Below are 23,015 nucleotides of genomic sequence, written 5' to 3' on the forward strand. Positions count from 1 at the left end.
CAGGGCATGCCCCATCAGCGGGCAAGGGCTAAACCGGCGTCCGCCCGGGTGTCACCAGGGGTCGACGTCGACGCCCGTGGTGACGATGCGCAGGGCCGTGGAGGCGACCCATGGCCGGTCGTGGGAGCTGATGCCGCCGTGGGACGGCATCGGCAGCTCGGGGAGCAGGGCCAGCACCGCGCTCAGGTGACGACATTCGGCGGCATCGACGGCGAGCTTGACGGTCGGGACCTGGCGGCGTGCCGGAGGCATGCGGAGCAGCTCGGCACGCGCCCGCGCGAGGGCCTCGACCTCCGCGCCGCCGGGTCCGGACGCGCTGCCGGGTCCGGACTCGCCGCCGGGCCCGGACGGGCGGCCGTGCGCGGACTGGCGGCCGTGCGCGGCGTTGCGTTCCGCGATCGGTACGGTCTCCTCCACCCAGCAGCGGTAGCGCTCACCCCAGTCCACGAGCATGCGCGGCAGCCCGTGCTCGACGAAGAGCCGCTGCGCGCCCCAGCCCCGGAACCAGCCGTCACCGGACCGGAGCAACTCCTCGGCGAGCTCCACCTTGCCCTTGCGCAGCAGGTAACCCAGGAAGGGGATGCCGACGTCGTCGCCGGCCGCGCCGGTGCCCCCGGCGAGCAGGGCGCGCGCCTCGTCCTCGCGGCCGCATTCCATCAGCGCCCGGACGACCGGGAGGCGGTGATCCCAGCCGCCGCCGTTCTCGCGGACCTTCTCCCGTGCCCGGTCGAACCACGTGCCGGCCTGTACGCCGTCGCCCAGCAGCGCATGGACGGCGCCCACGGAGCCCGCCATCGAGGCGGACTCGTCCCACCTGCCGTCGTACGGACTGAAGACGGAACGCGCGTCGTCCTCCAGCCCCGAGGCCGCGAGGAGCATCGCCACCTCGGCGGCGGCGCGTGACCGGTGAGGTTCGGAGCACGTCCCGATCAGCTCCAGCGCCCCGGCCGTCTCCCCGCGCAGCGCCCTGAGCACGGCCGCGGAGTGGAGCGCCTCGCCGGCCCAGGTGTTGCGGCGGTTGACCCCGTACTCCACGACCGCCTCCCGGAAGGCGCGGAAAAGGTCGTCGACGGTGGCGGTGTCGGGCGGCGGCCACTCCTGGGGACCCGGGTCCGCCGTCGTCCGGCCCCGGAAGGGTTCGAGGTACTCGTACAGCGGTTCGGGCACGCGTTCGGCCGCGGCGGGCGCGTCGGGGACGACCTCCAGCTCACCCCAGTGCACGGGCCAGGCGAACCGCCGGGAGGGCGCCCACGCGAGGGCCGCGGCCAGGTCGTCGTCACGTCCGGGAGGGGCGATCACGACTCCGGGCAGCAGGGCGACGGCCCAGGTCTCGTCGTCCAGCGCGAACGTGGGGTTCGGCTCGGGGTACATGTCCTCCCCGAAGTCCTCGTCGTCGAGCATCAGCGGACGTGGCGCGGACGGCTGCCGCAGCAACCTGAAGTCGCCGATCACCTCGCCGGAGTCCGCGCGCAGGAACCGCAGCACCGTCGTGCCCAGCACCACGAGCACGTCGTCGGCGCCCCAGTGCACCCCCGTGGCCTCGGCGGGCGCGTCGAAGGAGCGCAGCAGTTCGCCTCCCTCGTCACCGAGCGACCAGATCTCGACGCCGCCCTCGGCGGTCAGGCACGCGGCCCGCTCGCCGTCCGGCTCCCAGGCCCAGGGGCGTACGTCCAGGTCGTAACTCGGCGACCGCAGCGCGAGGTCGAGGTTGTAGCGGTGCTGCCCGGTTCTGTCCACGATGCCGACGCGCGAACCGCATTCGACGATCGCCAGGCGCGTCCCCCACGACATGAACGTCACCTCGGCGTACCCGGGCCCCTCGGACACCCGCCGGCCGGTGAGCGCGTTGGCGATCACCAGGCGGCCGTCGTGGTGAAAGGCGAGGAGGCTTTCGTCGGGGCTCCATTCGCCGGACGGCCACCTGTAGTTGCGGTCGCCCTCGGTCATCCACGTGACGCGGCCCGACGCGGCGTCGATCGAGCAGATCCGCCCGTCGTGCAGGTTCCCGTAGAGCCGCCGGCCGTCCCGCGACCAGACGACCCGGTCCAGGACGAACCGGGCGCGGTCCGACAGCGGCTCGATCCTGGGGTCGTCCGGCCAGACCTCCCCGCCGTCCAGCGGGACGACGGCGCCGTGAGCGCGCGCGTCGGCCTCCTGAAGCACGTAGGCGCGCACGCCGTCGGGCGCCAGCGCGAACGGATCCGGGCGTCCTGAGTAGGTGAGGCGAGCGGTCCCGACGGGTTCGTTCTTCTCGCCGAACGGGTCCCAGACGCCCACGTTGTTCGACCGGTAGGCCATGGCGAGGCGCGAATCGTCCGCCGACCACTGGATGACCTCGCCGTAGCCGGGCCAGCCGATCCCGCCCTCGATCCAGTCGATGACGTTGACGCACCGCCCGGTGGTCACCTCCCAGATCTGCAGGGTGGCTCCGCGGTCGTAGTCGTCGCCGCCGAAGTCGCCCACCGCCAGATACCGGCCGGACGGGCTGAGCGCCTGCGCGGTGATCTCGACCTGGTGGACGTCCGGATGGCGCAGCAGCGCGCCGTGCTCCCGGATCCGCTCGGTCGCGTACCGGTGCGCGTCGACGACACCGTGGTGTCGCTCCAGCTCGACGAGTGCGGCGCGCAGCGGGACGAGGTCCCGTTCCGGGACGAACGCGGTCCAGTCCGCGGCCCGCAGCTCCGCCTCGAAAGCCTCAGGTCCGGTCTCGGGCGAGTCGGGGATCTTCATGCCCAGTGATCGTACGACCGGGGGCGCGCCGAAGGAGGGTGAACGCGGTCCTCATCGGCGCGTGGAACGGGATGGAACGCCCATCGGGTGTAGACCCACCGACGAGCCGTGAGGAGCTCCCATGTCGTACCTGATGAAAAAGCTGCTGATCGCGGCGGCGCTGGTCACCGCGACCGTCACTGCGACCACCACCGCGGCCACCGCCCAGAGCGGCGCGCTGTTCGACGGCTTCGGCAAAGGAGTCGTGGAGGACACGGCGCTCGCCGACGCGGAGAGCGCCGCCAGGCAGAACGCGCTCGACCACGGGTTCACGGCGTGCGACGTGTTCGAGTCGGTGGTCTCCCAGGATGCGCGGACGCACGTGTTCTTCGCGTTGGTCACGGTCCGCTGCGACGACGAGGCCGTGCTGGGATAATCCCGGTGACGGACCCGCCCGAGGCCGCACACTGCGCATGCGGCCTCGGGCGGGGTCAGCGGGTGGTCATGAGAGTCAGGCTCTCGTCCTGTACGGAGGCCGTGACGCCGCGGGTGATGCGGTATCCGGCGAGGCCGGGACCGTCACCGTCGATGATCTCCTGAGCCGCGAGCCGGCCGAGCTCGGGCGCCAGGTTGACGCCGCTGTGGGTGACGAGGTGGTAGAGGCCGGGGACCTCGGGGTGCGTGCCGGCCAGCGGCAGGCCGTCCGCCGGCACGGGCCGGACGCCGAGGCGTACGCCGGCCAGCCGGGCGGCGCGCAGCGCGGGAAGGACCCGCTGACCGCCGGCGTGCAACCGCTCGGCCAGGGCGTCGTCGCTCTGGCCGGGCAGCAGCGCGTCCACGGGCCAGGAGATGGAGCAGATCCGGTCTCCGGGGGCGGGGCGCAGGTCGACCTCGGGCGTGGCCAGGATGGCGTCGAGCCGCAGGCCGGGGACCGGGGTGCTCTCTCCCACCAGCCCGGGGATCCGGGTCATGGGCAGGTCGGTGCCGGCCAGGGCCGCGATGCGGTCGGCGTCCGGGCCGGTGCAGTTGACCACCCAGTCGGCCTCCCAGCGTCGCGTGCCGGTCTCGACACCGGTGACGGCGTCGCCGTCGCGGATCAGCGCCTGCGCCCGCAGGCCGTACCTGATGTCGGCGCCGAGCGTGGCGGCGCGATCGAGCAGGCGCTGCACGAAGAGCGGGGCGTCGTACCACGCGCTCTGGTCGTGGACCACGAGCTCGCTCGCCGTGCACGCCGCCGGGTCGACGGCGGGGGCGAGTTCGCGCAGCTCGGACGGGTCGGCGATGCGGCAGGGATGCCCCCACGACTTGAGGCGGACGGCCCGCTCCCTGAGCCCCCGCCGGCTCTCCTCGCTGTCGCCCCACTGGATGGCGGGCATGGGGTGCCGCCACGACGGGCCTTCGAGCTCCTCGGCCAGAGTGGCGTGCAGGGCTGCGCTGGCGCGGTTGAGCTCGTAGTAGGCGCGCGGGGTCTTCAGGTGGGTGACGTCCATGGAAAAGGTCGCGCTGGAGGTGCCCGCGGCGGGGCCGCCGGCCTCGATGACGACGACCTGAGCCCCTGCGACGGCCAGGTGGTAGGCGACGGAGGCACCGAGCACTCCGGCGCCGAGAACGATGACGCGGGACACGTGGATATCTTTCCTTCGGGAGTCAGAGGACCTTGCTGAGGAATGCCCGGGTGCGCTCGTGCCGGGGCTCGCCGAGCACGGCGCCGGGCGGCCCGGACTCCACGACGACCCCGTCGTCCATGAAGACGATGGTGTCGCACACCTCGCGGGCGAATCCCATCTCGTGGGTGACGATGATCATCGTCATGCCGTCCTCGCGGACGAGGTCGCGCATGACGTCCAGGACCTCGCCCACGAGCTCCGGGTCGAGAGCCGAGGTCGGCTCGTCGAACAGCATGAGGTCGGGGCGCATCGCCAGGGCGCGGGCGATGGCGACGCGCTGCTGCTGGCCGCCGGACAGCTGGTCGGGGCGGCTGTTCGCCTTGTCGGCCAGCCCGACCCTGGTCAGCAGGGCGTGGGCGCGCTCGCGTACCTCGGCCTTCGGCTCCTTCTTGACCATGATCGGCGCCATCATGATGTTCTCGAGCGCGGTCATGTGCGGGAAGAGGTTGAAGCGCTGGAAGACCATCCCGATGTCCACCCGCTGGGCGGCGATCGCCTTGTCCGGCAGCTCGTAGACCTTCCCGTCGCGCTCCTCGTAGCCGATCAGGTGGTCGCGGAAGTAGAGGCGGCCGGCGTCGATGCGTTCGAGGTGGTTGATGCAGCGCAGGAAGGTGGACTTGCCGGAGCCCGACGGGCCGATCACGGCCAGCACCTCTCCCTCCGCGACCTCCAGATCGATGCCTCTGAGTACGTCGAGCGCTCCAAACCGCTTGTGCACGCCTTCCGCGCGGATGAGGGTCGTCATCGGCTGAACCTGCGTTCGATGTAGTGCTGCCCGGCGTTCAGGACGGTCGTGGCCACCAGATACCAGAAGCACGCGACCGTGAGCAGGGCGACCTGCTGGAAGTTCCTGGAGTAGATGCCCTGGATCGAGGTCAGGAGCTCCGGTACGGCGATGGCGAAGACAAGAGAGGTGGTCTTGAGCATGGAGACCACCTGGTTGCCCGTCGGCGGGATGATGACCCGCATGGCCTGCGGAAGAATGATCTTGCGCAGGGTCTGGAAGCGGGTCAGGCCCAGGGCGTGGGCCGCCTCCGTCTGACCGTGGTCGACGGAGGTCATGCCGGCCCGCACGATCTCGGCCATGTAGGCCGCCTCGTGCAGGCCGAGGCCCAGCACCGCCGCGGTGAGCTGGGTGATGATCAGGTTGGTGTCGACCTCGAAGAACGTCGGCCCCCAGGGCACGCCGAGCCCGATCTTCGGCACCACCGCGGACAGGAAGTACCAGAACAGCAGCTGCACCAGCAGCGGCACGCCGCGGAAGACCCAGATGTAGAACGCGCTCAGCGCCGCCAGCAACGGGTTGGGCGACATGCGCAGCACGGCCAGCACGATGCCGCCCGCGACGCCGACGAGCATGGCGAGGAGCGTGAGCAGCAGCGTGGTGCCGAGCCCGCTCAGGACCGCGGGGGAGAAGAGGTACTCGCCGACCACCTTCCACTCCATGCGCGGGTTGGCCACCCAGCCCTGCAGCAGGAAGATCACCAGGAAGCCGAGGACGGCCGCGCTCACCCAGCGCCCCGGATGGCGGAGCGGGACTGCCTGGATCCGCTCCCGTGGAGCCGGGGGAGCGGTCTGCCCGGTCGTGGTCACGACTCGCCGCCGTTGAGCACGGCCTTGTCGAGGGCGCCCGACGACATCTTCCACTTGTCGAGGATCTTGGCGTAGGAGCCGTTCTCCATCAGCTTCTGCAGCGCCTGCTGCACGGCCTTGGAGAGGTTCTGGTCCTCCTTGTTGACGAGGATCCCGTACGGCAGGAAGCGGTAGGGCTCGCCCACCTGCTTCATCCGGCCACCGGACTGCTCGGCCTGGTAGGTGATGGTGGGCGTGCCGCCGATGAAGGCGTTGGCCCGGCCGGTGGAGACGGCCTGCAGACAGCCGACCGTGTCGGGGAACACCAGCACCTGGACCGCCGGCTTGCCCGCGTCCGTGCACTTCTTCTTCTGCTGCTCGGCGTCGTCGGCCTGGGCGGTGCCCTGCTCGACGGCCGCCGTCTTCCCGCAGAGATCGTCGAGCGACTTGATCGTCTGGGCGTCCTTCTCCTGGACCAGGAGCGAGCTGCTGGTCTTGAAGTAGTCGACGAAGGTGACCTTCTCGCGGCGTTCCGGCTTGTCGAGCATCGCCTGGATGGCCAGGTCGTAGCGGCGTGCCTGCACACCGGCGATGAGACTGTCGAAGCTGGCCTGGCTGAACGTCACCTCGACGCCGAGCACCTGGCCGATGGCCTTCATCAGCTCGGGTTCGAGGCCGATGACCGACTTGTTGTCGGTGTCGAGGAAGACCAGCGGCGGGTAGTTGTGACCCGCGGCCACGTTGAGCGTGCCGCTCTTCTTGATCTTGTCGGGCAGCAGGTCGTGCAGTTCCTGATTCTTCTGCTGTGCCGGGGCGGCCGCCTGGGAGGCGCCGCCTCCGGAACAAGCTGTCAGGGACAGGAGTCCCGCCAGGCCGAATGCGGCGGCTGCTTGGGTGAACCGCATCGCGCAGGACACCACCTCTCGCGCTTGGTACTACTACGTTCCGTAAACACCAATATTGGGGGTCCGTTTGGATACGACAAGGTAAGCGAGCATGCGCATTGATGCACATCCTGTTCACTCCTCCTTATCCTCTTTCTCACCCGCCCCAGGTAGTCGCCCAGGTGATCGATCGCCTCGCCTCAAGTTGGTTCGCGGTCTGGTGATGCTTATCGCTCGACTGTTAAGTTGAGCCGATGCTTACTCCCGCCCAGCTTCAGGCGATCCGTGAGGTGGTCGCCACCGGTTCGCTCCGGACCGCCGCCAAGCGCCTCGGGTTCACCCCGTCGGCCATCTCGCAGCAGGTCTCCTCGCTGGAGCGGACCCTGGGCGTCCAGCTGTTCGAGCGCCTGCCGCGCAGCATCCGGCCCACCGCGGCGGGGGCCGAGCTGGCCCGCAAGGCCGCCCGGCTGCTGGCCGACCTCGAGGCGGCGGAGGAGGAGATGCGTTCCTTCGCCACCACCCACCGGGGCAGACTGCGGCTCGGCAGCTTCTGGTCCGCCGGGTTCCGGCTGGTGCCCGCCGTGCTGGCCGAGTTCCTGCGCGACCGGCCCAACGTGGACATCCGCTACGAGGAAGGCGATCCGCACCGGACCATTCCCGCCGTCAACGAGGGGCGGCTCGACCTGGCCGTGGTCTTCGAGTACGGCATGGTGCCGCACAACTGGCCGAAGGACCTGACCATGACGTTGATCATGGAGGAGCCGCTCTACGTGCTCGTGCCGACCGGTCACCGGCTGGCCGCCCGCAAGCGCATCCAGTTCGGCGAGCTGTCAGCCGAACGGTGGATCTCCTACACCGAGGGGATGGACGCCTCGCTCAACCTGTCGCACATCTGCGCGGCCAGCGGCTTCGACCCCGACGTGCTGTTCCGCACCAACGACTACAACCTGCCCTTCGAGCTCGTACGCAAGGGGCTGGGGGTGGCGATCGTGCCGGAGCTGGCGATGATCGAGTCGGGCGAGGTGTGCGTGTTCCGGCTCGGCGACCCCTCGCAGGTCCGCAGGGTCTTCACCGTGTGCCGCGCCACCGACCCCAACCCCCTGCTCGGTCACGCGACGAGCATGCTCATCAACGCCGCCGAATCCCTGCACCAGCGCGCGGACCTGCCCATCGCCGTGTGAGCCCGGCGCTGCCCACATGGCACACCCCTCAGGCGATCAGGCCGGGGTGGTGATTGTTGAGGAGGGCGGTGCCCAGGTCGGTGACGGTGTGGATGACTGCTTGGCCCAGGCGGTGGCTGGTCACCAGGCCGGCCTGGCGAAGTGTGGTGGCCTGGCGGCTGGCGGTCGAGCCGGGAATGTCCAGCTGACGCGCGAGCTCGCCGGTGGTGCAGTCACCGTGGGCTATGGTTTCGAGCACCTGGGCCCGGGTGGGGCCGAGCAGGCTCGTCAGCGTCGGACGCCGGTCGGGGGCGTCGCCGTGCGCCCAGGTGGGGTCGTGTTCGATCGGATAGACCAGCACCGGGGGCAGCTCGGGATCGCGCAGGGTGATCGGTGTCTGCCTGCAGAAGAACGAGGGCTGCAGCACCAGGCCCCGGCCGTTGAGATGGATGTCGTGGTCGGCCGGATAGGCGAGCTCCAGCGTCGGGAAGCTCCACCGTGCCGACGGGTGGAGCGTGGCGAACACCGCCTCCCAGCCGCCTTCGAAGAGCACTCGTGCGCGGCGGGCGCGTTCCTGGGCGACCTGCGCGCGGATCCGTGGCCAGTACGGCGACAAGCATGCTTCGAAGTAGGCCTCGGCCGCGTCGGCGACGGCGCCCAGCGTCTGCGAGCCGCCCTCGGCGAGGTGGCCGACCCACCCGGGCAAGCGCGTGCCGGGATGGCGCCAGGACAACTCGGTCAGGTCGAGATGTAGCCGCTCACGTGTGGTTCGGCGCAGGGCCTCGGTTCCCGCCACCATCGAGCCCGGCTCGGTGCGCGGGGTGAGGAAGTCGACGGTATAGCCTCGCGCGGGCGCGAGGGTCGTCAGTATCCGGGTCGCCGCGGGCACCCTCGCCAGCGCCTCCCTCTTCCACTGACTGAAGACGATCGTCCGCTCCCGGCGGCGCAACCTGTAGAGGCTGAGCATCACCTCCCACATGGCGTCGCACCCGGGGGCGATGCGCGTTCGCGCGAGATCCTCGCCCGTGAAATGGATTCTCAGCGCCATGGATCCTCCGATCGACGTGCCCCGTTCGGCATGTGCACTCCGACGGAAGCACCTACTTCGACGGCGATCAGCGCGGTCAAGTTCGCCGGCGCCCGGGCCGCGCGGTGTCCGGTCCCTCTCGCAGGGGTCTCTTCCAGGACATTTGCGCTGTGATGGAACGATCTTCGCCTCGGCCGGAGCCGCGCTGAAAATGATGGCTGGTCTGTGACCGCCGCCCTTCTCCGGGGCGCGAGTGTCCGGCTTTCCGGCCCAGAGGCGTGCCGGTGACGGACGGGGCGGCGGCCGGCGACGACAGCCTGTGACGGCTGCGACGAGGAGGTAACACGGTGAAACGATCACGGGGGACAGGCGGTCTCTTAGCCGGTCGCCGCGCGGTGGGTGAGCGGCGCGGGGGCGCGCTCGGCGGCCTGGTGGCCCTGATGGTCGCCGCGTCCTTGGCCGGACCGGTTTCCGGGGGCTCGGCCGCGGTGGCCGACGACGGGAGCCCTCCGGCCGACCGGGTGGCCGCCGCGCGATCGGCGAAGACACAGGGCACGCGGGTGGAGGTGGAGAGCGAGAAGAGCGACAGCTCCTCGCTCTGGGCCAACCCTGACGGCACGTTCACGCTGGAAACCTTCCCCGGCCCGGTACGGGTGAAGGACGGCGGCGAGTGGCGCCCCATCGACACGTCCCTGGTGCATGACGGCCAGGCGGGACTGCGGCCGAAGGCCGTGGCATCGGACGTCCGCCTGTCCGACGGCGGCCTGGAGCCCTTTGCCGAGGTGCGGGGCGCGGATCGCTCGTTCGCGGTCTCGTGGGGCAAGGCTCTGCCGTCGCCGCAGATCAAGGGGGACACGGCGACCTACGAGAACGTGGTGCCCGGCGGTGACCTCACCGTGAGGGCGTTGCCGAACGGGTTCAGCCATTCGATCGTCTTGCACCGGCGTCCGACGGGACCGCTGGAGTTCACGCTGCCGGTGGTCACGAAGGGCCTGAGGCTTGCCAAGGCCGCCGATCACGGCCTGAACCTGCGGGATGGTGCCGGCAAGGTGCTGGCGTCGGCGCCGGCCCCGCGGATGTGGGACTCCACGACCGACGAGCGCTCCGGCGAGCCCGTTCATCAGGCCGCCATCGAGACGACGGTGCGGCAGAGCGGCGACGGTGCGGTGCTGGTGCTGAAGCCGGACCCGAGGTTTCTTTCGGACCCGGCGGTGAAGTACCCCGTCACCGTGGACCCCACGAGCACGCTCACCGTGGAGACCGACACCTGGGTGCAGAGCGACATCCCCGATTCGCAGCGCGGCTCGACCGAGCTGAAGGCGGGCACGTACGACGGCTCCCACATCGCCCGCTCGTACCTGAAGTTCCGGCACATCGAGGACCTGCGCGGCACCCAGATCGTGGACACGGACCTGCGGCTGTGGACGTTCTGGTCATCGGTGTGCGTGGACCCCAGCGCGGGGGTGCAGGCACGCCGGATCACGGCGGCCTGGGATCCGGACACCATCAAGTACGGCTCGGAGCCGGCCACGACGACCAGCGGCGCGGTGATCACGAAGACCGCGCACGGGGCGGCGAGCTGCCCCCAGGACTTCATGCATTGGGACACCGACGCCATCGTGCAGGCATGGGCCGACGGCCAGCCGGACTACGGCATCCAGTTGCGCGGCGCGGACGAGAAGGACGCCTCGACCTGGCGCCGGTACTACTCCTCGAACTACGTCTCCGGCGCCCAGGGGGAGAAGGAACCCGCGCTCAGCGTCACCTTCACCTACAAGATCGGCACCCCTTCAGGGCTCGACATCGCGCCCAGAGCCTCCTCCGACCCGGCGGTCAACACCGTCGCGAGCCTCACGCCCACGCTGTCGGCCAAGGCGACCGATCCCGCCGGAGCGCCGCTGAACTACACGTTCGAAGTCACCAAGGCCGGCAGCAGTGACGTGGTCGCCACGGGAGGCCCCAAGGCGGTGGCCTCCGGTGCCACCGCGACCTGGACGCCGCCTGCGGGCGCCCTGCTGAACCCCGGGTCGTACCGGTTCCGCGTCAGGGTGACGAGCCCGACCGGAGCGAGCGGCTGGTCGTCGTGGACACCGTTCGCGACGGACGTGCCCAAGGTGCCCACCGGCCTTGCCACCGGCGTGAGCGACCCGTCAGCCGTCGTGCTGTCGGGCGTGCTCCTGCGGCCCTCGGGAGAGCCGCTCACCGCCAGGTTCTACCTCTACGACAGTGCCGGCGCCGTCGTGGGGCCGAGCCCGGCGGGGTCCAGCACCGTTCAGGGCGGGCAGCGCGCCGCCCTGAAGGTCTCCTCCGACCTCATCACGCCCGGCGCCGTCTACAAGTGGCAGATGGAAGCGTGTGTCGGCTCCGCCTGCAGCGCCCGTACCGCCCCCGTCACCTTCACAGCTCCGCGACCGACGGCGGACAAACCCACTCGATCCACCACCCTCGGCGCCGGCGTACTCGCCATACGGGGTGCCAAGACGGCTTCCGACGCCTGTGACGGGCACGCCTGCCCGCTCGAGAAGGCCGCCGTGTTCCACGTGGGAGGCGGCCTGATCTCCACGTTCAAGGCGGACCTCACCGCGATCCCGGCGGGTGCGGAGATCGCCTCGGCAACCCTCGATCTCGGAACCCCCACATGTGCCGCCACGTGCCCCGCCACCCTCAAGGTGTCGGCGTACGAGCTGGCCGACGGCCTCGCCGCCGACGCGTCGGGGGCCGAGGTCTCCTCCAAGCTGCTGGACGAGCCGTTCGCTGAGGTGGACCTGGCCAACCCGAAGATCGACATCTCCGGGTCCGTACAGGGAGACCGTCAGGACGGTCAGGGCTTCGCGGAGCTCGCGCTGCGAACCACCGATCCCGCGGCACCGGAGGTGACCTTCGGCTCCGCCGGCGTGAGCGTCCCCTTGACCATCACCGTCACCTACGTTCCGCCGGGCGCGCCGGGAACCCTGCAGAACGTCAGCGTGCGGCCGGGTGACGGCGGAGCGCTCGTCACCTGGGGGCCGCCGTCCGACTCGACCGGTGACACGCGCATCACAGGGTTCGACCTGGACGTTCTCGACAGCGCGGGAACCGTCGTCAAGACACTGACGCCGTCCGAGCCGAGGGCCGTCGTCACCGGGCTGGCCAACGGATCGGCCTACGTCTTCCGGGTACGCGCCGAGAACGACCAAGGCAGCGGCCCCTGGAGCGCCACCGCGGCCGTGAAACCGCAGGCCGTTCCCGATGGGCAGGAATACCTCGACGCTGTCACGCAATATCTGGACAGCCGGGAGGGCATCGTCGAGGGACGTTTCGCGGGCGCCTCCGACGCGATCGGCAGACATGATCAGGGCAATCGGTTCGAGTCGCTGCTCCAGGCGGACGAGCAAGCGCTCGTGGCCGCGAAATCCGAGGCTGACGCCGACGGCGGGGCTCAGGAAAGCTCGACGACCACACTGAGCAACACCCTTGTCTCCTTGTCGGCCGACGGCAGGACCGCGACCGTCCGCGCGACCGTGCACCAGTCCAGGCTCCGGCGTGACCCGACCGGGGAGAAGACCACGGAAGAAGAGGAGAACGACGCGGACTATTCCTTCAATGTCGTCGTGGCAGGCCAGAGTCAGCATCCGGACGGCTCCTCCGACGGCCTCACCGGCCAGGCGGACGGCGATTCGGTCGACTCCCAGGTCTACCCCGACGGGTCGGCCACGGCGGACATGAACGAAGACGCGACCGTGCCCGAACCCGGCGATGCCCCGGCGGGCACCGTCTCGGCCGACTACGTGAACCCGTCCGGCATCGCCAGCTGGGCCAGGAGGAACTGGAACAGCCACCAGGAGTACGACAACTTCTGGCACCGCGGCGGCGACTGCACCAACTTCGCCTCCAAAGCGCTGCGATTCGGCGGAGGCGTCCTGGAGATCCGGAACTACGGGTCAACGGCGAAGCAGAAACGCGAGAACCCGAACAACTGGTTCTGGGCAGCCCCCGTCGGCAAGGACTCGAACACCTTCGTCATCGTCACGAAGAGCATGAGCCACATGGCCAACCGCCACCGGATCCAATGGCGCTCCACATTCTCGGACGTGCGCGTCGGCGACATCATGTACTGGGACTTCGATCCGCAGAACCACAACGGGGTCGACCATATGTCGATCGTCACGAAGAAGACGTCCTCCAGCGAAAGAGGGATCTTCTACACCGCGCACAGCACCAAGAAGCTAGACAAGAGGGTCTCCGACGTGAAGGAGAGAGGCTGGCGGATCGGTTACGCGAGGGTGGTCTTGTGACGCGATCAGGAAGCGGTACGGCAAACCCGGCGTGCCTCTGCCGGTGAGCCCCCGGACAGCGGGCGACCTGGCGGGCCGCCCGCTGTCCGATATCAAGATCACGGCCGCGGCGCAGGACCGAGCAGCGGCTCGACGGCATCCCACGCGGGAGGCTCGGGCCACTCGCTCCCCTCAGCCGCCTCCAGGCCGAGGACCGCGCAGGCCAGCAGGTGTTCGCCGGGCGGCAGCTCGCCCGTCAGCGTGGGGATCGTGGTGCGCGGGGCGAACACGTTGGTGCCGGGCAGGGGCGTGACCAGGGCTCCCTCCCGCCCGCCGGACAGGTCCTCGATCACGCACAGGCCGTTCGGCGAGTCGAGCCTGGCCCACCCGGTACCGGTCTCGACTCGGGTAGGCGGCCGGTCCCGGTCGACCGCGAAGGCGCCCTCGGCCGTGCGCAGCGCCCGCCCGGTCCTGATCCGGTGCACCCGCACGTGCCACGGGGGCAGCGCCACCAGCCAGGTCTCGATCTCCACGTCGTCCCAGGGCTTCCAGTGCGCGTGCAGCACGCCGTCGGCGGCGGAGACGTCGTACGGCAGCTCGCACGGCCGCCAGTGCTCGCCGTCCTCGCTGAGCGCCAGCGTGCTGTCGAAGGCGCCCTGTTCGAGCCCCAGCGTCCCGGCCGGCACGCTGAAGCCGAAACGCGTGGAGTAGGCGAACTTGGCGTACTTGGCCGCGCCGTGCCGCATCCACGGGGCGTGCTGCCCCGCGCTCAGCAGCACCACGTGCCGCCCCTCCTCGCAGCGCAGCAGCGCCACGCCCGCCTCCGGCTGGGTGCTGACCTCGGGCAGCGGCGGCGCGTCGGCCTCCTTCGCGGCCCAGAACGGGTGCTCCGCGGGCAGGGCGAGCGGCAGGAAAGCCTTCATGGCCCAGTACGGCGAGCCGGGCGCGTTGTACTGCTCGGCCAGGTGCGGCTGGGGATAGCCGTAGCCGATGGTGAGCAGCCCGGCGGTGTCGCGAATGGGCTGCTCGCCCCACCAGCGCACGTTCCGCAGCAGGTGGCCCTTGGTCACCTCCCACGGCAGCGCCTCGACCCCGGCGAAGGCCAGCGCCCCCCAGAACGCCGACTGCGCGAAACGGTAGGTCAGGCTCCTGCCGAACGGGACCGCGACCCCCTCGCCGGTGAACCAGTGCTGGAAGTCGTGGGCGAACGCCGCGGCCCGCTCGCGGAAGCGCCCGGCCCTGGCCGGGTCGTCGCCGAGCGCCGCGTAGATGAGGCCGTAGTAGTGCATGGCGAACGGGATGTAGTAGTCGCGCTGCCACTTGGGCCCGTCGGTGTACCACCCGCGCCCGAGGTCGAACTCCTCCAGCCGGTCGAGCCTGGCGGTGTTGGCGTCGCGGTCGTGGGCGACCCCGACGCGGTCGAGCCCCAGCCCCACCATGACCGGGAAGAACAGCCAGTTGTTGTCGTTGGGCTCCACGGTGACCGCGTGCCGCAGCCAGGCGGCCACGGTGTCGCGCTGCGGGCCGGTCAGCGGGTCCCAGACCTGCTCGGGGGCCAGGGCGAGCGCCAGGCCGATGGCGGCGGTCTCGACCAGCCGCTGGTTGCGGTCGAAGGCGGCGCCCCAGTAGTCGGGGTGCTCGGGGTCGGTCCCGGCGGCCAGCCCGGCGCGCCAGAGCTCCCAGTGGTCGAACGCCCCGCCGCCGGCCGCCAGGGGCGCCAGCCCCCACAGCGGCCGAGCGAACGCTTCCAGCTCGGAGGCGGCCTGGTCGTAGTGCGCCGTGTTGAACCCCAGCCGCAGCCGCCCCCCGCCCGCGCTGAATCTGGTGGTCAGTGGTGCGACCAGGTCCAGGACCTGCCGCTGCAGATCGTCTCGGTCGCTGCCAGGCCGCCCTGCGCGGTCGTCGGTGTCCACGGGTTCTCTCTCCTCCGCTGGGAAAGCGCTTTCAGAAAGACAGGGTTCCCGCCGCCGGCCGCACTTGTCAACAGTGGGGCGGCGCCGTGCTGTCGCGGACGTGCAACTCCATCGGCAGGTACACCGGCTCCCCGTCGTGCCCCTCGGTCATGAGGGCCTCCAGCATCTCGGCCGCCTGCCTGCCGAGCTGCCCGCGCGGCACCGACACCGTGGTCAGGCTCGTGTGCGCCACGTGGTCCAGCGCGATGTCGTCGAACCCGACCACGGACAGATCCTCGGGGACCCGTACGCCGAGCTCGCGCATCCGGGTCACCGCCCCCAGCGCCACCAGGTCGTTGTAGGTGGTGAGCGCGGTGGCGCCGGTGCCGGCCACCTCGGCGGCGGCGTCGTACCCGGTCCGGCTGGTGGAGCCGCACGGCAGGATCGTGACGGAGATGCCGAACGCCTTGGCCGCCTCCAGCGCCCTGATCCGCTCGGCGTTGGCCCAGGACACCTCGGGCCCGCTCAGGTAGGCGACCCGGCGGTGGCCCAGCTGCGCCAGGTGGCCGCAGATCAGCATCATCCCGCCGAAGAAGTCGGCGGAGACCGCGGGCGCGGCGATGCCGGGGACGATCCGGTCGAGCAGGACGAGCGGGTGGTCGCGGGCGGTCAGCACGACCAGGTCCGAGCGCTCCAGGCGGGAGGAGCAGAGCAGCACCCCGTCGCAGCTGCGCATCAGGTCCGCGACCAGGTCGTGCTCGATCGAGGGGTCGTCGTCCGACTCCATGACCATGACGCGCCGCCCGTGGGAGCGGGCCACGGCCGAGACCGCCTTGAGCACGTCGGGGAAGTAGGGGTTGGCCAGGTTGGGGACCAGCACGCCGATGGTTCCCCACTCCCCGCGGGCCAGCCCCTGCGCCGCGGCGTTGGGCCGGTAGCCCAGCTGCCTGACCGCGTCGTGGACGCGCGCCGCCAGCGAGGGGGCGACCTTGGCCGTGCCGTTGAGCACACGGGAGACCGTCGAGGCCGACACCCCCGCCGCCGCCCCGACGTCGCTGATCGTCACCCGGGCCGAGCGGCCCTGCCGCAGATTACGCACCCGCTCCTCCTCCCCCCGTGGAACGCCCGTCAGCCGAGCAGCCCGCGTAGATGATCAAGATCCCGCCGTACGGCCGCCGCCGGGTCGGCCGCCAGGTAGTGGACGTGCAGCGACAGCACTCCGCTGTAGCCGCGTGCGCGCAGCCCGGGGACGATCTCCGGCCAGGGGACCACGCCTCCATCCGCGAACGGTTGCCACTCGCACACCCAGCCGTCCGCGGTGGACCGCCAGACGGCGTTCTTCACTCCCATGCAGGCCATCCGATCGCCCAGCAGGTCGACGTTGAGCGCCCATGCCTCGCTGCCCTCCTTGGCCTGGTTGCCGGGGTCGGCGTAGAAGCGCACATCGTCCAGATCGCCGGCGAGTGCGAGGGCGAGCGAGGCGGATGGATGGATCGTACCGTGATGCAACTGGACCGCCAGCCGCACGTCGTGCCGGGCCGCGACGGCGGCCAGGCGGGACAGGGCGGCCCTGGACTCCTCCAGCTGGCGGCGGTATCCGGCGGCGGGGTCGTAGCGGAAGAAGCCCACCCGCATGAGGGGGACGCCGCTCTCGCCGCAGGCCGCGATGATCCGTTCGGCGTCCGCGTCGGCGTCGAGCAGGTCGGTGGTGACGACGTCGAGGGTGAGCCCGCGGCGCTCGAGCTCGGCGGCGACGACGGCGATGCCGCCCGGGTCGGCGGGGCTGACCGTCTGCCCCTCGCGCACGACGAGGTCGACCCCGTCGGCGCCCACCGAGGCCACGGTCTCGGCCAGCCGGGCGGGGTCGATCGGGCCGAAGGGCTTGGTGAAGGCGAGCAGGCGCACACGTACTCCCGAAGTTCTGAAAGCGCTTGTAGAGATTTTTCCGGCGCGCCGCGCTGATGATCTTATCGGCGCGCGCCGCCGAGAAGTGCCAGGCAGACCAGCATATGTTTGGCGGTACGGGTCATCCACGGACAGGTGTCAGGACCGAGCATCGATCTGAAACCGCTTTCTCACAAGTCTTGAATCGGCCTGTGACCGGGGTTACTCTCGGACCCACCTCTCGGGCAAGCGCTTACCCGATGCCCGACACCCCTCTGACCTCCGTCTCTCGGGAGGGCTTCATGAAACTCCATCGGCCCGCGATGATCACCGCGATCCTGGCCTCGCTGCTCGTGGCGGCGTGCGGCACGTCGAGCACCGGCCGCGACGGCGGCAGCGGATCGCAGACCACGCTGCAGATCTGGGACTTCTCCGCCGAACAGGTGAACTTCCACAAGGACATCGGCGCGCAGTTCACCAAGGAACATCCCAACATCAAGATCGAGTGGCGCTCGATCACCCAGGCCGACTACATGAAGACCCTGCCCCTGGCCTTCCAGAGCAACCAGGCGCCGGACATGTTCTACTGGAACGCGACCGGGCTGTCCCAGTTGCTGGACCAGAAGTGGATCAGCCCGCTCAGCCCGAGCGGCACCGTCCCCGCCGACTTCACCAAGCGCTGGCCGGACGGGTCCTTCCTGGAAGGCATCAACGTGCAGGACGGGAAGACGTACGGTTTCCCGTTCTCGGAGAACCTCTACTGGGGCTCCGGCTACATGTTCCTCAACAAGCAGGTCTTCCAGCAGGCCGGGCTGGACGTCAACAGCCCGCCCAAGACCTGGACCGACCTCAAGAACGCCTGCGCGCAGATCAAGGCCAAGACCAAGGCGGAGTGCATCGCCGCACCCACCAAGGGCGTGGACATGCAGCGGATCTGGTACGCGATGATCAGCAGCGTCTCGACGGACGAGTTCTTCGACTACAAGACCGGCAAGTTCGACCTGACCGAGCCCGGGCAGCTGAAGGCCTTCGCCTACATCCAGGAGCTCAAGAAGGCCGGTTACCTGGCGCCGGGCACCAACGACAAGAACTTCTCCCGCCAGCAGTTCGCCGCCGACCAGGCCGGCATCTTCTTCGACGGCACCTGGGTGCCGAGCGTGTGGGCCAGCCAGGGCTTCAGCAGCGACAAGTACGTGGTGGCGCCGCGCCTCAACCCGGACGACGGGCAGACCGGCGCGGCCGGCCGCAAGTACGACGGCAACAAGTACTGGGTCAGCTCGCAGACCAAGAACGCCGACGCCATGTGGACGTTCATCCAGTGGATGACCGACCCCAACGGCTACTTCGTCAAGCAGTACTACAAGAGCGCCTTCGGCACGCTGGCCTACGTCGACAACCAGAAGATGGTCAGCGACCCGGCGCTCAAGCAGATCATGCAGATCGCCGCGCAGCCGGGCTACCGCGTCCAGCTTCCCGTGCCGCTGCTCAAGTGCCCCGACATCGCCAAGTCCAAGGCGTACGTCAACGCGCTGGCGAAGAGCCCCGACGGGGAGTGGGAGGCCATGGGAGAGGCGCTGGTCAGCGGCCAGTCACTGGAGTCGGTGGGCGCCGCCATCGTCAAGCAGCGCCAGACCGCCCTGGAGGAAGGGCTCAAGCAGGAGGCCGCCGCCGGCCTGAAGGTGTCGATGGACTGCTACACCTTCCCCGACTGGGACTACACCAAGGACTACACGAAGGACATGTACAAGAACTGACCGGTCGGCGCCCCCTTCTCCCTCGTGAGGACATCCATGACAACCACCGCCCCCGCCCCCGGTAGGGAGAGGGCGCCGGACAGGGACCGGCCGCCCGCCGAGCGTGCGCCCGAACGCGTCGATCACTCCCGCGAGCGCGTCCGCGGCTTCGACAGGGTCTGGCTGGTCGTCTTCCTGGCCCCCTTCCTCCTGCTCTACCTCGGCTTCACCCTCTGGCCGCTGGCCGCGACGATCTACTACTCCTTCTTCGACTGGTCGGGCATCGGCCCGATCGACCAGTTCGTCGGGGCCGGCAACTACGGTTCGATCCTGGTCGACCCGCTGTTCTGGCTCTCGGTGGTCAACACGCTGATCTTCGCTCTGCTGACCACCGTCATCAAGCTCCCGATCTCGCTGCTGGCGGCGATCGTGCTCACCCGCAAGTGGCTGCGCGGCAAGCGGTTCTTCCGGACCCTGTTCTTCGCGCCGCTGATCATCCCCGTCGCCATGGCGGGCCTGGTCTTCACCTACCTGCTCAACCCGTCCAACGGCGCGCTGAACGCGATCCTGCGCGACCTCGGCCTGGTCGACCAGGGGTTCGACGTGTTCGCCAACCGGTGGAGCGCGCTGCTCGTGCTCGTGCTCGTCTCCGTCTGGCAGATCTTCGGCCAGTACATGATCTACTGGATCGCGGCGCTGCAGAACGTGCCGGAAGAGGTCTACGAGGCGGCCGACATCGACGGCGCGGGCGAGTGGAAGAAGCTCACCCGCATCACGCTGCCGATGATCAGGCCGGTCGCCGTGATCATCACCCTGCTCGGCATCGTGAACGCCATGCACGTCTTCGGGCTGGTCGTCACCCTCACCGCGGGCGGCCCGGGCACCAGCACGTACGTGGTGTCCTACTTCATCTACCAGAACGCCTTCGGCTCGGTGCCGTTCGCCTACGGCTACGCCTCGGCCGCGGCGCTGCTGTTCTCCGTCATCGCCTTCGTCCTGGTCTCCGCCCAGGGCGTCGCGGTCCGCCGGGCCCAGCGGCTCAGGAAGGAGTACGGCGTCTGATGGCGACGATCACCAAGACCACCGGGATCAACCGGGCCGCCCGGCGCAGCCACAGGACGCGGGCCAACCTCATCGCCCTGCCGATCCTGGTGGTCATCGGGCTCGTGTGGGTCTATCCGTTCCTGTGGACGATCTCGGCCGCGTTCAAGACCCAGGCCGGGATGTTCACCAGCGGTGCGAGCCTCGTGCCCGACCAGCTGAACTTCGACAACTTCGTACGCGCCTGGGTCAACGCCGGGTTCTCCGGATACTTCTTCAACACGGTGCTCTACTCGGTCGCCTCGACCCTCGTCGAGCTGGTCAAGGCTGCGCTGTGCGGCTACGTGCTGGCCAGGTACGAGTTCCCCGGCCGCACCCTGCTCTACCGGATGATCGTGGGGACCCTGTTCATCCCGGTCGCCTCGATCATCGTCCCGCAGTTCGTGCTCATCGAGAACCTCGGCCTGCTGAACACGCGGGCCGGCGTCATCCTGGCCATGTCCGGCGGCGCGGGCGCGCTCTACGTCCTGCTGTTCGTCGGGTTCTTCTCCAGCGTCCCGAGCGACCTGTTCGAGGCGGCCAAGCTCGACGGGGCCGGCTTCATCAAGACGTTCGGCCTCATCCTGCCGCTGGCCAAACCGGTCATCGCGGTGGTGGTCATCTTCCAGTTCATCAGCAGCTGGAACGAGTTCAACATCCCGCTGGTGTTCACGCTCGGCCAGCCCGACCTGCAGAACCTCGCCGTCGGGATGCTCTCCTTCCAAGGTGAGCACGCCACCGACTGGACCGGGTTCGCCGCCGGGATGACGATCTCGTTCCTGCCGATGCTGGCGATCTTCCTGTTCTTCCAGAACTACTTCACGCGCGGCCTGGCCGGCGCCACGAAGGGGTGACAGTCCGCTTGAAGACGAGGCACGGCGCGTTCGCCTACACCTGGGACCTCGTGGGCGACCCCGCGGCGGCCGAGCGCATCGCCGGACTCGGCGTGAGCACGGTGACCCTGCAGGCGGCCTACCACTCGGTCCGGGCCACCACCGCGTGGCATCCGCGCCACCGCATCGTGCAGGCCGACCACGCGGCGGCCTACTTCCGGCTGCGTCCCGAGCGCTGGCGCGGGCGGCTCAAGCCGTACCCGCCGAGCTGGGGGGTGCCGGACGAGGACCGGTTCGGGACGGCGCTGGCCGCGCTGGCGGGGGCCGGGCTGCGGGCCGAGGCCTGGATGGTGCTCACGCACTCCTCGGTGCTGGGCCGCGAGGCGCCCGACCTGACGGTCAGGAACGCGTACGGCGAGTCCTACCCCTACGCGCTCTGCCCCGCCCAGCCCGCCGTCCACGACTACGCGCTCACCCTCGTGAGCGAGGTCTGCGAGCAGTACGACGTGCCCGCGCTGATGCTGGAGGCGTGCGGCTGGCTGGGCGCCGAGCACGCCGGCCACCACGAGAAGACCTCCGGCGCCCACCTGTCCGCCTGCGGCCGGGCGCTGCTGTCGCTCTGCCTCTGCCCGGCCTGCCGGAGCGGGCTGGCGGAGCGCGGCCTGGACGTCGAGGAGCTGGCGCGCGACGTGCGCGCCGCCGTGGACGGGGAGCTCCAGCAGGGCGTCCCCGCCGGGGAGAGCCTGGGTGACGCGCTCGGCCACGAGCGCGCCCAGGCCGTCTACGACCACCGTGGCCGGGTCATCGCCGACCTGGTCCGGGACGTGGCGGTGCCGGCCGGCGGCCGCGAGCTGCTGCTCATGGCCACCGACGACCCGCAGGTCACCGGCCCCGACGTGGGGATCGACCTGGCCTCCTTCGACGCGCCAGTAGACGCGTACGTGCTCAAGTGCTGGGGCCCGGAGGAGGCGGCACTGGCCCAGGTGAAGGCCGCGGCGAGCCGCACCGAGATCCCCCTCGTCGCCAACCTGACCGTGCTGGAGGACGGGTACGCCCGGATCCCGGCACTTGCCGCGGACCTCATCGCAGGGGGAGCGCGGCAGCTACGTTACTACCACGCCGGGTTGGGCTCGCCTGCCCGCCTGGCCAGCGTGCGGGCGGCGGCTCGCGTGAAGGAGAGGCAATGCTGAACGGGCTGTACGTGATGGACCCGAACCGCTTCGACGACGTCTACGGCCCCCAGGCCAGGGAGGCGATCGAGCGGCACCTGACCATCGCCTCGCCCCCGCTCACCGCCGACCGGATCACCCCGGACGTGCTCGCCGACCTCGACGTGCTGGTGACCGGGTGGGGGGCGCCCAAGCTGGACGCCGCCCTGCTCGCCGCCGCGCCCAGGCTCTCGCTGGTGCTGTACGGCGCGGGCTCCATCAAGCCGATGGTCACCCCGGAGATGTGGGCGAGGGGAGTGCGGGTCACCTCGGCGGCCACGGCCAACGCCGAGCCGGTCGCCGAGTTCGCGCTCTCGCAGATCCTCTACGCGCTCAAGCACGGCTGGCGCTACGTGCTGGCCGCGCGCGCCGCCGCGGCCACCGCCCCGCGCGGGCCCGAGATCGGGGCCTATGACGCGGTGGTCGGGCTGGTCTCGCTCGGCGCCACGGGCCGGGCCACCGCGCGGCTGCTCGCCCATCACCACCTCGACGTGCAGGCCTACGACCCGTACGCCGACCCGGCGCAGGCGGCGGAGCTCGGCGTGCGTCTCGTCGGACTGAAGGAGCTGTTCGCCACCTCCGACGTGGTCAGCCTGCACTCGCCGCTCACCCCCGAGACGCAGCGCCTGGTCGGCACCGAGCTGCTGGAGTCGATGAAGCCCGACGCCACCCTGATCAACACGGCGCGCGGCGCCCTCGTCGACGAGGCCGCGCTCGTGGACGTGCTGGGCCGGCGGACCGACCTGTTCGCCGTCCTCGACGTCACCGAACCGGAGCCGCCCGTCGCCGGGTCGCCGCTGTTCACGATGCCCAACATCGTCGTCACCCCGCACGTGGCGGGCAGCCTGGGCTTCGAGCGGCGCCGCCACGGGCAGGCGATGGCCGAGGAGCTGGCCCGCTACCTCGCGGGAGAGCCGCTGCTGTACGAGATCACCGAGTCCGGACTGGCGAGGAGGGCGTGAGCCCAGCCACCCTGGTGCTGCTGCCGCCGCACGATCCGGCCACCGCGGGCTGGCGGGCCCGGCTGGAGCAGGCGGTGCCGGAGCTCGTCGTGCTCCAGCCGGAGACCCAGGAGGAGGCGGCGCGGGCGCTGGCGGAGGCCGACGCCGCCTA

At 70.4% G+C, this 23,015-nt stretch carries 17 protein-coding genes; 8 read left to right on the forward strand and 9 right to left on the reverse strand.

Features of this window, described 5'->3' with window-relative positions:
- Positions 1-51 precede the first annotated feature (51 nt).
- A complete protein-coding gene (locus ACWDX9_RS15785; RefSeq protein ID WP_449953960.1) occupies positions 52-2,730 on the reverse strand; it encodes a hypothetical protein in 2,679 nt (892 codons plus the stop codon).
- A 121-nt stretch (positions 2,731-2,851) separates the two neighbouring features.
- Between ACWDX9_RS15785 and ACWDX9_RS15790 the strand changes: the two genes are divergently transcribed.
- Positions 2,852-3,145 (forward strand): hypothetical protein, encoded by a 294-nt coding sequence (locus tag ACWDX9_RS15790; RefSeq protein ID WP_449953963.1) that lies wholly within the window; start codon positions 2,852-2,854, stop codon positions 3,143-3,145.
- Between the two features lie 55 nt (positions 3,146-3,200).
- Here the strand turns inward: ACWDX9_RS15790 and ACWDX9_RS15795 are convergent, their stop codons facing one another.
- The 4 genes from ACWDX9_RS15795 to ACWDX9_RS15810 are packed head-to-tail and all read right to left on the reverse strand — an operon-like array spanning position 3,201 to position 6,853.
- On the reverse strand, positions 3,201-4,334 hold the full coding sequence (locus ACWDX9_RS15795; RefSeq protein ID WP_449953966.1) for an NAD(P)/FAD-dependent oxidoreductase: 1,134 nt from the start codon (positions 4,332-4,334) through the stop codon (positions 3,201-3,203).
- Between the two features lie 22 nt (positions 4,335-4,356).
- Entirely contained in the window at positions 4,357-5,121 is a 765-nt protein-coding gene (locus ACWDX9_RS15800) for an amino acid ABC transporter ATP-binding protein (protein ID WP_449953968.1), read from the reverse strand.
- Positions 5,118-5,969: an amino acid ABC transporter permease gene (locus ACWDX9_RS15805; RefSeq protein WP_355200056.1), complete on the reverse strand. Its 852-nt coding sequence runs from the start codon at positions 5,967-5,969 to the stop codon at positions 5,118-5,120. Before ACWDX9_RS15805 ends, ACWDX9_RS15800 begins: the two co-directional genes overlap by 4 nt.
- Positions 5,966-6,853, reverse strand: coding sequence for an ABC transporter substrate-binding protein (locus ACWDX9_RS15810; protein ID WP_364246163.1), 888 nt, complete (start codon positions 6,851-6,853; stop codon positions 5,966-5,968). The genes ACWDX9_RS15805 and ACWDX9_RS15810 overlap by 4 nt, the downstream gene beginning before the upstream one ends.
- Before the next feature lie 233 nt (positions 6,854-7,086).
- Between ACWDX9_RS15810 and ACWDX9_RS15815 the strand changes: the two genes are divergently transcribed.
- Entirely contained in the window at positions 7,087-8,013 is a 927-nt protein-coding gene (locus ACWDX9_RS15815; protein WP_449953972.1) for a LysR family transcriptional regulator, read from the forward strand.
- A 28-nt stretch (positions 8,014-8,041) separates the two neighbouring features.
- Here the strand turns inward: ACWDX9_RS15815 and ACWDX9_RS15820 are convergent, their stop codons facing one another.
- On the reverse strand, positions 8,042-9,040 hold the full coding sequence (locus ACWDX9_RS15820; RefSeq protein ID WP_449953975.1) for an ArsR/SmtB family transcription factor: 999 nt from the start codon (positions 9,038-9,040) through the stop codon (positions 8,042-8,044).
- 326 nt (positions 9,041-9,366) lie between these two features.
- On the opposite strand from ACWDX9_RS15820, the gene ACWDX9_RS15825 reads away from it, so the two are divergent.
- Complete coding sequence (locus tag ACWDX9_RS15825) at positions 9,367-13,293, forward strand: DNRLRE domain-containing protein (protein WP_449953978.1); 3,927 nt, start codon at positions 9,367-9,369, stop codon at positions 13,291-13,293.
- A gap of 98 nt (positions 13,294-13,391) precedes the next feature.
- Here the strand turns inward: ACWDX9_RS15825 and ACWDX9_RS15830 are convergent, their stop codons facing one another.
- The 3 genes from ACWDX9_RS15830 to ACWDX9_RS15840 form a co-directional block, all read right to left on the reverse strand.
- Complete coding sequence (locus ACWDX9_RS15830) at positions 13,392-15,185, reverse strand: DUF2264 domain-containing protein (protein ID WP_449953980.1); 1,794 nt, start codon at positions 15,183-15,185, stop codon at positions 13,392-13,394.
- A gap of 67 nt (positions 15,186-15,252) precedes the next feature.
- Positions 15,253-16,263 carry a LacI family DNA-binding transcriptional regulator gene (locus ACWDX9_RS15835; protein WP_449953983.1) on the reverse strand — a complete coding sequence of 337 codons (1,011 nt, stop codon included), beginning with the start codon at positions 16,261-16,263 and terminating at the stop codon, positions 15,253-15,255.
- A 29-nt stretch (positions 16,264-16,292) separates the two neighbouring features.
- Positions 16,293-17,069 carry a sugar phosphate isomerase/epimerase family protein gene (locus ACWDX9_RS15840; RefSeq protein WP_449953986.1) on the reverse strand — a complete coding sequence of 259 codons (777 nt, stop codon included), beginning with the start codon at positions 17,067-17,069 and terminating at the stop codon, positions 16,293-16,295.
- A gap of 281 nt (positions 17,070-17,350) precedes the next feature.
- Here ACWDX9_RS15840 and ACWDX9_RS15845 point away from each other — a divergent pair, with 281 nt between their 5' ends.
- Genes ACWDX9_RS15845 through ACWDX9_RS15865 form a run of 5 tightly spaced genes read left to right on the forward strand, consistent with a single transcriptional unit; the run spans position 17,351 to position 22,864 of the window.
- A complete protein-coding gene (locus ACWDX9_RS15845) occupies positions 17,351-18,802 on the forward strand; it encodes an ABC transporter substrate-binding protein (RefSeq protein ID WP_449953989.1) in 1,452 nt (483 codons plus the stop codon).
- A gap of 36 nt (positions 18,803-18,838) precedes the next feature.
- On the forward strand, positions 18,839-19,843 hold the full coding sequence (locus ACWDX9_RS15850) for a carbohydrate ABC transporter permease (protein ID WP_449953991.1): 1,005 nt from the start codon (positions 18,839-18,841) through the stop codon (positions 19,841-19,843).
- Positions 19,843-20,715, forward strand: a complete 873-nt coding sequence (locus ACWDX9_RS15855; RefSeq protein ID WP_449953993.1) for a carbohydrate ABC transporter permease — start codon at positions 19,843-19,845, stop codon at positions 20,713-20,715. Before ACWDX9_RS15850 ends, ACWDX9_RS15855 begins: the two co-directional genes overlap by 1 nt.
- Positions 20,716-20,723: 8 nt before the next feature.
- On the forward strand, positions 20,724-21,884 hold the full coding sequence (locus ACWDX9_RS15860; protein ID WP_449953995.1) for a hypothetical protein: 1,161 nt from the start codon (positions 20,724-20,726) through the stop codon (positions 21,882-21,884).
- A complete protein-coding gene (locus tag ACWDX9_RS15865) occupies positions 21,878-22,864 on the forward strand; it encodes a hydroxyacid dehydrogenase (RefSeq protein WP_449953997.1) in 987 nt (328 codons plus the stop codon). Before ACWDX9_RS15860 ends, ACWDX9_RS15865 begins: the two co-directional genes overlap by 7 nt.
- Positions 22,865-23,015 lie beyond the last annotated feature (151 nt).

Source organism: Nonomuraea sp. NPDC003201 (assembly GCF_053590415.1).